We start from the raw sequence: 11394 nt of genomic DNA on the forward strand, positions 1-11394 counted from the left end.
CGCTTGACCGGCTTGCCCCGAGGCGACAGGCTTTGCTGACTGCCGTTTCAGACAACAACCAGAGACCCCTGCATGTCTGATGCCTTTCGTTCGTCCACGGCTCGTGACGACGCCTCGAGTTCCGACTCGTCGCCCACCGACCGGCTCAATGGCCTGCTGCAGCGCGTGGCATTCAAGGATCGCGAGGCCTTTGCGCAGCTCTATGCAGCCACCTCCTCGAAACTCTACGGCACGGTGCTGTGTATCCTCCGACACAGGGGGTGGACCGACGATGTGGTGCAGGAAGCCTACGTCAGTATCTGGCAGAAGGCAGGGCAGTTCGATGCCGCGAAGGCATCATCGATCACCTGGATGGTGACCATCGCCCGTAACGGCGCCATTGACGAATTGCGCCGGCACCCGGCCCGGCGAGTGGAACGAGAGGACGCACTCGACGATGTGGCCTCCGTCGAGCCGACGGCTCAGGCCCGGCTGGAGACCGAGCAGGACGCCCGGCGCCTCTACGCATGCCTGGACGAACTGGAGAAGGGGCGTCGCGACATGGTCAGGCTTGCCTACCTGGATGGCTGGTCGCGGGCCGACCTGGCGACGCATTTTGACCAGCCGGTGAATACCGTCAAGACCTGGCTGCATCGTGCCCTCAAGCAACTCAAGGGGTGTCTGTCACCATGACCGACCACGACGATCTCGACATGCTGGCCGCGGAGTTCGTCCTGGGGACGCTGGACGCCCATGAGCGCGAATCCGTGGCGCATCGTCGACAGCACGACACCGAACTGGATGCGCTGATTCGTGCCTGGGAGTCGCGTCTGGCTCCCCTGGGCGATGAGGTGAAGGCCATCACGCCCGGCCCGGATTTGCTGGCCAGGATCGAGCGTCGAATCGAGCAGATGGAGGCCGATACCGGCGAGGCAAGGGTGATCAGGCTCCGCAAGCGCCTCCGCTACTGGCAGTGGGGCACCGGGCTGGCGACCGCCGCGGCGCTGGTGATGGCGATTCTGCTGGTGACACCCTTCGGTCGGGAGGCGGCAGAGCCGCCGTTCGTCGCCGTCTTCCAGCAGAATGATCAACAGCCTGCCTTCATGCTGACCGTCGATCTCGCCAGTCAGCGACTGAATGTCCAGCCGGTGACGGCCGAACCTCTGCCGGACAAGTCCTATCAACTCTGGATCAAGGCGGACCCGCTCGGCCCCGATCCTCGATCCGTGGGCGTGTTGAATGATGATCTCAGCCTGGATCCCACCGCCTTGAGCCACTATGACTCCGAGCTTCTCAAGAACGCGACCTTTGGCATCAGTGTCGAGCCTGCCGGCGGCTCTCCCACCGGGCAGCCCACGGGACCGGCGATCCACGGGTATCTTTATCCCACGGAGAAGGAAGCGGGGCAGCATCGCCTTTAGGCATTCGTCGGGGTGTCGGCGAGACGATTTTTCGCATCGGGCTGAAACCTTCTGCCTCGTCTCTCGTAGCTAGGGGCACGACCATCACACGCAATGCATGCTTGATGGGTCGTGTCCGATAGCAAGGAGAGAATGATGATGAAACAACTCGTGGCAAGCGCATTCGTATCCGTCTCGCTGTTCGCGGTCGCCTCCGCGGTTCAGGCCGATATGCACGGCGACATGCATCCGGGCGTCTGGGCCGATGATCAATCGGTCTCCGGCGGTACGGTATCGGCGGAAAAGATCGTGGCGGACAGCAACGGCTGGTTGGTCGTTCATCGCACCGATGATAGCCAGAAGCCGGGTCGTGTGGTCGGCCATGCCCCTCTCAAGGAAGGCGAGAACATGGATATCACCGCGATCCTGACCGAAGAGGTCAAGGCCGGAGAGCAGTTGATGCTGATGCTTCATGGCGAAGCGGGCGGTATGCAGACGGGCGTTTTCGAGTACACCCTCGGTGCCAAGGAAGACGGCCCGATCAAACAGGATGGCGATCTGGTGACGGCCATCATCACCGTTCAGTAAGGCAGTGGGCGGGGGCGTCGCCATACGTCCTCGCCTCAAGATGCGGCGTATTCGGCCGAAAGATCTTACAGTGAGGGTGGTGACAGGGACTGTGGGACGGATGGGATGCCATGGCGGACAAAAGGGATGATGCGGCGCAGGATGGTGCCGTGGACAAGGACATCGGTGCCGAGGTGATCCACCACCCGGCCGTTCGATGGCCGATGCTGGCGGCTTCCGGCACGGCGGCGGGCATCGTCCTGCTGGACGAGCGATATCGCGTGCTGTGGGCCAACGCAGGCTTTTGCGCTTTGTCGGGCTGGTCGCTCGACGAGGTGTCGGGCCATGTCGGCACGGAACTCGTGCGTCGCCAGGCGTTGCAGCCTTCATGGTTCACCGCCGAGTCCCGGGCCGGGGCCTGGCAACGCGTCCAGGTCGGCGATGGTGCGACCGGAGGCATGCGTGGCGTCTTGATGTCCGAGACACGCCTGCCGTCGCGCCGGGATGGGGCGTCGATCCTGTGGACCTTCATCGACCCGCGTGATGAGGCACCGCACTCCTCGTCCGGGACGGCGCACCGCTTTCATGACCCCCTCGACGGGATGGCCAGCGTCTGGCTGTTCGAGGACCGACTTCAACATGCGCTGGAGCGTGCCGATCGACTCGACCAGAGAGTCGGGCTATTGCTCTCCAGGCTCGATGATCGCGAGGCGCTGCGCGCGCGTTTCGGCGAGGCCGGCTTCGATGCGCTGCAGCAGCAGGTCGGTCGACGCCTGGTACAGACCCTGCGCGGCGAAGACAGCCTGACTCGCCTGGGCCAGGGCCACTGGGGCATCCTGGTCGAGCAGCCGGTGTCTCCCGAGGGCTTGCAGATGGTCGCGCTGCGTTGTCAGGAGGCCATGGAGGCGCCCTTCCGGGTCGAGCATGAGGTGCCCTTGCTGACGCTCTCCTTCGGCATCGCCATCTATCCCCAGGATGGCGACATGATCGAGCGGTTGCTGGAAAGTGCCGAGGCCGCGCTGCTGCGTGCGGTGCCGGCGACGCACACCTTCTTCGATCCCTCCCTCAGAGCGGTCCTGGCACGACGCCTGGCGTTTCGGGAATTCGTGCAGGATGCCCTGCTCCAGCCGACGCAGTATTTCCGGATCGTCTATCAGCCTCGATTGGCCCCCCATGACGGGCGTTGCCGGGATGTCGAGGCACAGTTGCGCCTCCTGCATCCCGAGTGGGGCGAGCTGCTGCCGAGCGAGTTCCTGCCGGTCGTGGCGGAAATGGGGCAGGCGGTATGGCTGGATCGCTGGACCATCGATCACTTGGCGGCGCAGCGCACGGCCTGGCAAGAAAAGGGGGGCGAGCTGGCGACCCTCGGCCTGTCGCTCGATGTCGATGCGGCCACACTGGATCAATCGGTGACCGATCATCGCCCGCTGGATGTCGCCCTGCGCGCGTTATCCACAGACGTGAGCTGGCTGAGTCTAGAGCTGGAGGAGCGGGCCTTCATCGACCAGGCTGCCGAACACGCGCACCTTTTCCGGCGCCTGTCGGCCCTGGGCGTGCGTCTGGCCGTGAGTCATGCCGGCCAGGGGGCTGTGGATATCATGCGGCTCGCCGGGTTGCCGGTGTCCCGCGTGACGTTCGGGCCGAGCGTCGCTGCCGCCCTCCGTCGGCATGATACCCCGGCCGCTCGCGGCCTCGAGGCGCTGGCACGCGGCCTGGAAACGCTGCAACTCGAAGGCGTGGTGACTGGCGTCTCGACCGAGACGCAATGGGAGGTCGCCGGTTGTCTGGTGGCCGGTCTGGTTCAGGGCGATGGGGTGTGTGAAGCGCTGGAGGCCGAGGCACTGGAGGCCTGGCTGGACGCGCGAACCTGATCAGGCCTGCGCGTTCAGGCGGCGTGTCTGCAAGCCGGCGCGGCCGTCGGCGGCATAGACGTCGGGGTCGGCGAGGCGGTGGATGTAGTCCAGCGTGTGCTGGTTGTGCGTCATGCGCACCGACAGCAGGTGGCCATTACCGGTGTTGAGACGTGAGACCCGCCTCGCCGCGTCGAGCGTCGCCTCCCACTGCGGCAGGCAGCCGGCATCCTCGGCGGCCTGCCGAGCCCCCGCGGGACCCGCCACATAACCCAGCCGCTGCTGTACCTCGGCGCGCCTGGCTTCCGTCGATTCGAGGGTGTCATGCAGACGCGCCTTGTCGTCGGCCAGGCGCTGCAGGGCGCGGCCATCGGGCTGACCGTCCAGCAACAGCGTGCGTTCCTCTTCCAGCAGGCTGGCGAGCGTATCGAGCCGCGCTCGCTGATCGTCGAGCAGGCGGGTCAGGCTCATGCCTCCGAATCTCCATCGACCAGCAGATCCTGCACACTGGCGATCAGGCCATCGGCGATGCGCTCGGGGCGAATCTCGAGGCGGCCCTCGCGGATGGCATCGCGCAATTCGTCCACGCGGGCGGCATCGATGTCCTGACTCGTATCGGTGCCGGCATGGCGCAAGTGCGTCATGGTGGCCGGATCGTCGCTGGCGTGCTGGGCGGGCGGCGTATCCTGTGCCTTGCGAGCCGGTTCGCCCTGCGTCGTCTGATCGGGGCGCAGTGGCTGGTGGTTGTCGACTTTCACTCTGGTTGCCTCGTGACCGGTGCTGATAGGGAGGCTATCGGCGCGTGAGTCATGAACTTTAGGGAAACACTGCTTAAATGCCTGCGCATGCAAATCGCTCTGTTGCGCGGTGCTCGAAAGCTCGCCTAACTACTAGTTATGTCTCGCTTTCTGCGCTCCGTGCGCCTTGCGCTTCACTATGCTCGGCGATTTATTCAGCGTTTCCATAAGATTGGCCTGAAAACGGTCTGCGCTCGCCGATGTGTTCGGCGCATCCTCGATGGTGCCGTTCAGTCTGGGCAAGACGGTATCAGTTGTCCACGACCAGGCGGCGCTTGCCGATCACCCGAGCATTGATGACGTCGCGGTTGTCGAGGCGCACGCGAATGCGGTCGCCGCGTCCGCCCGGCGCCAGTGCTTCGGCCGATCGGGTCACGCGGAAGCCGCTGCCGCGGGCCTCGAGCGTGACTTCCTCCCCTCGATTCACCAGTCGTGGCTTGCGGAGCTGATAGCCCTGCAGCACCTGCCCCTCGGAAAGCGGTCGCATGGCGACGCGTCCGATGGCCTGTTCGGCATCCCGCAGGGCCTGGCGTGGCAGGCGCGCCAGGTCGCCATGACGAATGACCAGGTGGTCGCGCGTGATGGTTTCGCCGGCGGCGATGTCCAGGGCTGTCTCGAGGTGCGCGCCGATCACCGAGACTTCGGCCTGCAGGAAGCGGGTGCGCCGCCCCTGCTCGCCGCACTTGACGCCTACCGAGACCCGGCCGATCGGTGGCTGGGAAGCCCTGGGCAGGAAGGGGCTGGGCGCGGGGCAGGCCGGAAACTTGGCCGCGGGGGGATACAGCGTCACCTCGACGTCATCGCCCAGGGAGCGGGCCTGGGCCTCGAGGAATTGCCGGACGCTGTCCAGCGTCGCCTTATCGGCGGCCCGAGCCTGGGGCGCGACGAGGCTCGCGACCGTCAGGGTGACGACCAGGGCCATCGAGACACGCGTTGTCGCCGGAATCGTTCGGGTCATCTCTCGCATCGGGATTGGTGAGCCTGGCCGTCGAGTCTAGCGCCGGGCGCGCTGGGGGAATCGCGGAAATGGCCCCGGTAACGTCGGTTGTTCACGCCTTTGGGGGGACAAGGGAGTCGCTATTCTCCAACGTCGACGAATTCCTTTTTCCGGAGAGTGCCGGATGATCGATCAGCTCGATGCCGCCTTCAACTTCCATCAACAGGCCTTGTCGCTGCGCCATGAGCGCCAGCAGGTCCTGGCCAGCAATATCGCCAACGCCGACACGCCGGGTTACAAGGCGCGCGACATGGATTTCACCAGCGCGCTCGAGCGAGCCATGCAACAGGGGAGCGGAAGCGGCGAAGGGCTCGCCCTGGAGCAGACCTCGGTGCGGCACCTGGCCGGGCAGGGCTCGGCACTGCCCGGCGGGGAGCTGCAGTATCGCGTGCCCGATCAACCCAGCCTCGATGGCAATACCGTGGACATGGATCGTGAGCGCGCCCAGTTCGCCGACAACTCCGTGCGCTACCAGGCGGCACTGACCTTTATCGGACGCCGAATCCAGGGCCTGAAATCGGCCATGCAGCCCGAATGACCAGGAGCGGCCATTATGTCGATGTTTTCCGTATTTGATATTTCCGGCTCGGCGATGAGCGCCCAGTCGCAACGCATGAACGTGACGGCCAGCAACCTGGCCAATGCCGACAGCGTGGCCGGCCCCGACGGTGAGGCGTACCACGCCAAGCAGGTGCTGTTCGAGACGCGCGCCCAGTCGCGCTCCGGTGTCGGCGGCGTCGGCGTGCGGGAGGTGGTCGAGGACCCGTCGCCGCTGCGTCGGGAATATCGTCCCGAGCACCCGCTGGCGGATGGTCAGGGCTATGTGGACATGCCCAACGTCGACCCGGCGGCGGAGATGGTCAACATGATTTCCGCATCGCGCTCCTACCAGGCCAACGTCGAGGTCATGGATACCAACAAGCAACTGCTGCTCAAGACACTGAGCATGGGCGAGGGCTGACGGCATGGCCAATACCATAGACTCGGGCGTGATCAATACGCTCAATAGTGGCGGCTCCGGCGTCGGGGGCTTGAGCGACAGCCAGTCCGGTGAACTGCGCGAGAATTTCATGACGCTGCTGGTGACGCAGTTGCAGAACCAGGACCCGCTCAACCCGATGGAAAACCACCAGACCACCTCGCAACTGGCCCAGATCAACACCGTCAGCGGGGTCGAGAAGCTCAATGACTCCCTCTCCGAGATCAATGGCCAGATCGATGCCGGCCAGTCCCTGCAGGCCTCCGGCCTGATCGGCAAGGGCGTGCTGGTGCCGGGAGACCGTGTCCTGCTGAGTGAGGGCGAGGAAGGTGAGTTAAACACCACGCCCTTTGGTGTCGAGCTGGAGAGCCCCGCCGACAATGTCACCGTCACCATCACCAATGGCGATGGCCAGGTCATCAATCGCTATGACGTCGGCGCGGTGGATAGCGGTGTGGATTCCTTCAGCTGGAACGGCAAGACCAGCGATGGCGAGGCCGCTGTCGAGGGAGCTTACAACGTCTCGGTCGAGGCCAGCCGCGAGGGCGAGTCGGTGCCGGTCGAGACCCTCAATTATGCCGTGGTCAACAGTGTCACGCCGTCCGGTGATAACGGCGACATCCAGCTCGACCTGGGGGCCGTCTACGGTCGGGTCGGCCTGTCCGATATCAAGCAGATCCTGTAACGAACCGCTAAGGAAGCGCTGAACAAATCGACGAGCGGTGCGAAGGCTAGGCCCGTTCCCGACGGGCCATCGCATTTCCCACATCCATGTGGGTCACACAAGGGGCATGGAGCACAGGAACCGGAGCCTATGGAATATAGGTGAGGATTCCGAGCACCACGCAACGAAGTGATTTGCCATTTTCCCGCGCAGGCATTTGTTCAGTGTTTCCTTGAAGATTCAAGACAAGGGGAACCATACATGGGCTTTTCACAAGCACTCAGCGGCCTCAACGCGGCCTCTTCCAGCCTTGACGTGCTGGGCAACAACATCTCCAACTCCCAGACCGTAGGCTTCAAGGGCAGCGATACCCTGTTCTCGGATGTCTATGCCAACTCCCGGGTCGGGCTCGGCACCAAGGTGTCTCGAGTGCTCCAGGACTTCGGCGAGGGCAATCTGGAATCCACCGGCCGTAATCTGGATCTGGGGATCAGCGGCGAGGGTTTTCTGCGCATGCAGCAGAATGGCGAGGTGGTCTACTCGCGCAACGGCCAGCTGTCCATGACCGCGGATGGGTACCTGCAGAATGCCCAGGGCGCGCGCCTGATGGGCTTCGGCGTCAATGACGCGGGCCAGGTGCAGACCGGCGGCCAGCCCGAGGTGCTGCAGGTTTCGGCCGAGGAAATGGCGGCCAGTGCCACCACGGACGTCGCCACCACCCTCAACCTGGATTCCCGTGAAGCGGCCGGTGAGGAGCTCGACCAGGTCGACGTGACCACCAATATGGCGAATCCGGCCAACAATCAGCAGACCCTGAACTACCACTACGCCAACAACTTCACGGCCTACGATTCCCTCGGCAACCCGCGCAACGCCACCGTCTACTACGAGAAAGTCGATACCAATACCTGGCGTGGTCGGACGGTCATGGACGGCAACTACTCGGAAGATAACGATTTCTTCTTACGTTTCGACAACAATGGCCAACTCCAGGATGAGGGCGTAGCCACGGTAGATGACAACTTCCTGCAGGCGGAGGGCACACTGGAGCAGAGCGAAGCCGAACTGGTGACGGCGACCAATTCCCGTGATGCTGCCCAGGTGGAATATGAGGAGGCCGAGGCTGCTGTTGCTGCTGCACAAGCGGCCGTGGATGACGATAACTCTCAGGAGAATCAGGATGCGTTGGCGGCCGCAAAGACGACTCGCAATACGGCCGAGACGACTCTGAATGACGCGAAAACAGCATATACAGCGACACTGGAGCAACGTAATGCTGCCGAGGCGGCGTATACCACTGCCTACAATAGCTTGGATACCGGTGTCGAGACAGCCATGGCCTTCAATGTTGGAGGGGGGGCCGCTGAGTTGGCCTTCAACCTCGATATCGCCGGCTCCACCCAGTTCGGCAATACCTCCCGGGCCAGCGATCTGACCCAGGACGGCTACACCTCCGGTTCCCTGGTGGGGATCAGCATCGAGGACGACGGCACCATCGTGCGCAACTACACCAACGAGCAGTCGCGCTCGGCGGGCCAGATCTCCCTGGCCAGCTTCCGCAACCCCGAAGGCCTCGATCCGGTGGGCGACAACGCCTGGAGCGCCACCGCCGCGTCCGGTCAGGAACTGATCGGCGCACCGGGCACCGGCCAGTTGGGCGGCATTCAGTCCGGTGCCGTGGAGAGTTCCAACGTGGACATGGCCCAGGAACTGGTGGACATGATCGTCACTCAGCGCTCGTATCAGGCCAACTCCCAGACCATCAAGACCCAGGACGAAGTCCTGCAGACCGCCATCAACCTGCGCTGATCGCGCCGGAGTGACACATGGATCGCATGCTCTACACCGCCATGAGCGGGGCCCGGCAAAGCATGGAGCAACAGGGTGTGGTCAGCCACAACCTGTCGAATGTCTCCACCACCGGCTTTCGCGCCCAGCTGCACGCCATGCGCGCGGTACCGGTCCAGGGCGATGGCGAACTGGACACCCGAGTCTCGGTGGCGGCTTCCACCCCCGGCTCGGACTTCTCGCCGGGGCCGATGAACCGCACCGGACGCACCCTGGATGTCGCCATGCAGGATGATGCCTGGCTGGCCGTCCAGGCATCGGACGGCGGCGAGGCCTACACGCGGCGCGGCGACCTGCAGGTGGATGGTGACGGCTTGCTGCGCAGCGCCGGTCGCCCGGTGCTCGGCGAGAACGGCGGCCCGATCCAGGTGCCTCTCGGCGCCGAGCTCTCCATGGGCAGCGACGGCACGATCAGTGCCATCGCGCCCGGGCAACAAGCCGATGCCCTGGCGGCGGTGGGACGCCTCAAGCTGGTCACGCCCGGTGAGGATGGATTGACGCGTGGCGTCGATGGCCTGTTCCGAGCGCCGCCCGGCGAGGGCGGGGCGGTGGCGGCCCTGCCCGCCGACGAGGACGCCCGCGTGGCCAGCGGTGCCCTGGAAGGCAGCAATGTCAGTGCCGTGGACGCCATGGTGTCGATGATCGACGTGGCGCGCCGCTACGAGCTGCAGACCAAGGCCATCGAAACCGCCGACGAGAACGCCCAACGCGCCAATAGTCTGCTCGCCCTGCAGGGCTGACGCGACCGGATCACGAGGAACCCGAGATGATCAACTCATTGTGGACGGCCAAGACCGGCCTGGAATCCCAGCAGGTCAAGCTGGATGTCATTTCCAACAACCTGGCCAACGTCAACACCAACGGCTTCAAGCGCTCGAGAGCGGTGTTCGAGGACCTGCTCTACCAGAACCTGCGCCAGCCGGGGGCCCAGAACGATGTGCAGAATCGCCTGCCCTCCGGCATGCAGGTCGGCACCGGGGTGCGCCCGGTAGCCACCGAGCGGTTGCACACTCAGGGGGGGCTCGAGAACACCGAGAACTCCCGTGACCTGGCCATCAACGGCAAGGGCTTCTTTCAGGTCCGCATGCCGGATGGCACCACGGCCTATACCCGTGACGGCAGCTTTCAGATGGACGAGAACGGCCAGATGGTCACCGCCAATGGCTATCCGCTGGAGCCGGCGATTATCATTCCCCAGAACGCCCTGTCGGTCAGCATCGGTGAGGATGGCATCGTCTCGGTTACCGAGCCGGGCAGCAGCGAGTCCAACGAAGTCGGTCAGATCACCGTATCCAGCTTCGTCAATCCCACCGGCCTCGAAAGCATCGGCGGCAACCTCTATCGCGAGACGACCGCCTCGGGACCGCGCAACGAGGGCATTCCCGGCATGAATGGCACGGGGCGTCTCTCCCAGGGCTATGTCGAGACCTCCAACGTCAATGTGGTCGAGGAAATGGTCGGCATGATCCAGACCCAGCGCGCCTACGAGATCAACAGCAAGGCGGTGCAGACCAGCGATGAAATGCTGGCGCGTCTCACCCAGCTGTGACGGAGAACGACACCATGATCAGGCGGCGCAATGGCAGGGAGGCGAGAGCATGAACGGGATGATGGCGGGTGCCGGACGCCGGCTGTTCGGTGTGGCGCTGTTGATGGCGTTGCTGCTGGGCGGCTGCGCCCAGATTCCCCGGGCCTCGGTGGTCGGCGAGCAGGAAAAGGTCGATATTCCCGAGAGTCGGCAGCCGATACCCAACGGGTCCATCTATCAAGCCCATCGCGGCTCCCAGCCACTGTTCGAGGACCGTCGTCCACGCCAGGTCGGTGACGTGCTGACCATCGTCCTGGACGAGGAGGTCAGTGCCAGCAAGAACGCCCGTTCCAACGCCGACCGCAACGGCTCCTCCAGCCTGTCCCTGGAGGAGCTGCCCGATGCCCTCGACACCCTCGCCGAGTACGGTTTCGACATCGAAGGCGAGAACGATTTCGAGGGAGGCGGTGGTGCCGAGGCGACCAATTCCTTCACCGGCACCATCACGGTGACGGTCATCGAGGTGATGGCCAACGGTAACCTGCGGGTCCGAGGCGAAAAGCAGATCGCCATCAACCAGGGCACCGAGTTCATTCGCTTCGGCGGCGTGGTCAATCCGCGCTCGATCACCGGCAGCAATACCGTACCGTCCACCTCGGTGGCCGATGCCCGCATCGAGTATGTCGGCGATGGCTACATCAACGAGGCGCAGCACATGGGCTGGTTGCAGCGTTTCTTCCTCAATATTTCGCCTTTCTAGTGGTGGCAGGATGAGCTTCGGTAGC

The 11394-nt window shown here is 64.3% G+C and carries 14 protein-coding genes; 11 read left to right on the plus strand and 3 right to left on the minus strand.

Going from position 1 to position 11394, the window contains the following annotated elements:
- The first annotated feature begins 72 nt into the window (after positions 1 to 72).
- The 4 genes from LU493_RS08645 to LU493_RS08660 all read left to right on the plus strand — a co-directional run bounded on the left by LU493_RS08645 (position 73) and on the right by LU493_RS08660 (position 3817).
- Positions 73 to 672, plus strand: a complete 600-nt coding sequence (locus LU493_RS08645) for a sigma-70 family RNA polymerase sigma factor (RefSeq protein ID WP_275287383.1) — start codon at positions 73 to 75, stop codon at positions 670 to 672.
- Positions 669 to 1400: an anti-sigma factor gene (locus LU493_RS08650; RefSeq protein WP_275287384.1), complete on the plus strand. Its 732-nt coding sequence runs from the start codon at positions 669 to 671 to the stop codon at positions 1398 to 1400. Before LU493_RS08645 ends, LU493_RS08650 begins: the two co-directional genes overlap by 4 nt.
- Before the next feature lie 135 nt (positions 1401 to 1535).
- Positions 1536 to 1967, plus strand: coding sequence for a DUF7282 domain-containing protein (locus tag LU493_RS08655; protein ID WP_275287385.1), 432 nt, complete (start codon positions 1536 to 1538; stop codon positions 1965 to 1967).
- Positions 1968 to 2077: 110 nt separating this feature from the next.
- Positions 2078 to 3817: a sensor domain-containing phosphodiesterase gene (locus LU493_RS08660; RefSeq protein WP_275287386.1), complete on the plus strand. Its 1740-nt coding sequence runs from the start codon at positions 2078 to 2080 to the stop codon at positions 3815 to 3817.
- Here the strand turns inward: LU493_RS08660 and LU493_RS08665 are convergent, their stop codons facing one another.
- The 3 genes from LU493_RS08665 to flgA form a co-directional block, all read right to left on the minus strand.
- The gene (locus LU493_RS08665; protein WP_275287387.1) at positions 3818 to 4267 is read right to left on the minus strand and encodes a flagella synthesis protein FlgN; all 450 of its coding nucleotides are present in this window, start codon (positions 4265 to 4267) and stop codon (positions 3818 to 3820) included.
- On the minus strand, positions 4264 to 4554 hold the full coding sequence (flgM, locus tag LU493_RS08670) for a flagellar biosynthesis anti-sigma factor FlgM (protein ID WP_275287388.1): 291 nt from the start codon (positions 4552 to 4554) through the stop codon (positions 4264 to 4266). The genes LU493_RS08665 and flgM overlap by 4 nt, the downstream gene beginning before the upstream one ends.
- A gap of 289 nt (positions 4555 to 4843) precedes the next feature.
- Complete coding sequence (gene flgA / locus LU493_RS08675; RefSeq protein ID WP_275287389.1) at positions 4844 to 5551, minus strand: flagellar basal body P-ring formation chaperone FlgA; 708 nt, start codon at positions 5549 to 5551, stop codon at positions 4844 to 4846.
- A gap of 163 nt (positions 5552 to 5714) precedes the next feature.
- On the opposite strand from flgA, the gene flgB reads away from it, so the two are divergent.
- The 7 genes from flgB to LU493_RS08710 all read left to right on the plus strand — a co-directional run bounded on the left by flgB (position 5715) and on the right by LU493_RS08710 (position 11369).
- A complete protein-coding gene (gene flgB, locus LU493_RS08680; protein WP_275287391.1) occupies positions 5715 to 6128 on the plus strand; it encodes a flagellar basal body rod protein FlgB in 414 nt (137 codons plus the stop codon).
- A 15-nt stretch (positions 6129 to 6143) separates the two neighbouring features.
- Positions 6144 to 6551 carry a flagellar basal body rod protein FlgC gene (gene flgC / locus LU493_RS08685; protein ID WP_275287392.1) on the plus strand — a complete coding sequence of 136 codons (408 nt, stop codon included), beginning with the start codon at positions 6144 to 6146 and terminating at the stop codon, positions 6549 to 6551.
- A 4-nt stretch (positions 6552 to 6555) separates the two neighbouring features.
- On the plus strand, positions 6556 to 7254 hold the full coding sequence (gene flgD / locus LU493_RS08690; RefSeq protein ID WP_275287393.1) for a flagellar hook assembly protein FlgD: 699 nt from the start codon (positions 6556 to 6558) through the stop codon (positions 7252 to 7254).
- A gap of 240 nt (positions 7255 to 7494) precedes the next feature.
- Complete coding sequence (locus LU493_RS08695; RefSeq protein WP_275287394.1) at positions 7495 to 9042, plus strand: flagellar hook protein FlgE; 1548 nt, start codon at positions 7495 to 7497, stop codon at positions 9040 to 9042.
- 17 nt (positions 9043 to 9059) lie between these two features.
- On the plus strand, positions 9060 to 9821 hold the full coding sequence (locus LU493_RS08700) for a flagellar basal body rod protein FlgF (RefSeq protein WP_275287395.1): 762 nt from the start codon (positions 9060 to 9062) through the stop codon (positions 9819 to 9821).
- 26 nt (positions 9822 to 9847) lie between these two features.
- A complete protein-coding gene (gene flgG / locus LU493_RS08705) occupies positions 9848 to 10630 on the plus strand; it encodes a flagellar basal-body rod protein FlgG (RefSeq protein ID WP_275287396.1) in 783 nt (260 codons plus the stop codon).
- Between the two features lie 58 nt (positions 10631 to 10688).
- A complete protein-coding gene (locus LU493_RS08710; RefSeq protein WP_428994551.1) occupies positions 10689 to 11369 on the plus strand; it encodes a flagellar basal body L-ring protein FlgH in 681 nt (226 codons plus the stop codon).
- Positions 11370 to 11394 lie beyond the last annotated feature (25 nt).

The sequence above is a fragment of the Halomonas elongata genome (genome assembly GCF_029081005.1).
Taxonomy (GTDB): domain Bacteria; phylum Pseudomonadota; class Gammaproteobacteria; order Pseudomonadales; family Halomonadaceae; genus Halomonas; species Halomonas elongata_B.

Coding starts and splice junctions, on each gene's coding strand:
- LU493_RS08645 (WP_275287383.1), top strand. CDS start 73: ATGTCTGATGCCTTTCGTTCGTCCACGGCTCGTGACGACGCCTCGAGT.
- LU493_RS08650 (WP_275287384.1), top strand. CDS start 669: ATGACCGACCACGACGATCTCGACATGCTGGCCGCGGAGTTCGTCCTG.
- LU493_RS08655 (WP_275287385.1), top strand. CDS start 1,536: ATGATGAAACAACTCGTGGCAAGCGCATTCGTATCCGTCTCGCTGTTC.
- LU493_RS08660 (WP_275287386.1), top strand. CDS start 2,078: ATGGCGGACAAAAGGGATGATGCGGCGCAGGATGGTGCCGTGGACAAG.
- LU493_RS08665 (WP_275287387.1), bottom strand. CDS start 4,267: ATGAGCCTGACCCGCCTGCTCGACGATCAGCGAGCGCGGCTCGATACG.
- flgA (WP_275287389.1), bottom strand. CDS start 5,551: ATGACCCGAACGATTCCGGCGACAACGCGTGTCTCGATGGCCCTGGTC.
- flgB (WP_275287391.1), top strand. CDS start 5,715: ATGATCGATCAGCTCGATGCCGCCTTCAACTTCCATCAACAGGCCTTG.
- flgC (WP_275287392.1), top strand. CDS start 6,144: ATGTCGATGTTTTCCGTATTTGATATTTCCGGCTCGGCGATGAGCGCC.
- flgD (WP_275287393.1), top strand. CDS start 6,556: ATGGCCAATACCATAGACTCGGGCGTGATCAATACGCTCAATAGTGGC.
- LU493_RS08695 (WP_275287394.1), top strand. CDS start 7,495: ATGGGCTTTTCACAAGCACTCAGCGGCCTCAACGCGGCCTCTTCCAGC.
- LU493_RS08700 (WP_275287395.1), top strand. CDS start 9,060: ATGGATCGCATGCTCTACACCGCCATGAGCGGGGCCCGGCAAAGCATG.
- flgG (WP_275287396.1), top strand. CDS start 9,848: ATGATCAACTCATTGTGGACGGCCAAGACCGGCCTGGAATCCCAGCAG.
- LU493_RS08710 (WP_428994551.1), top strand. CDS start 10,689: ATGATGGCGGGTGCCGGACGCCGGCTGTTCGGTGTGGCGCTGTTGATG.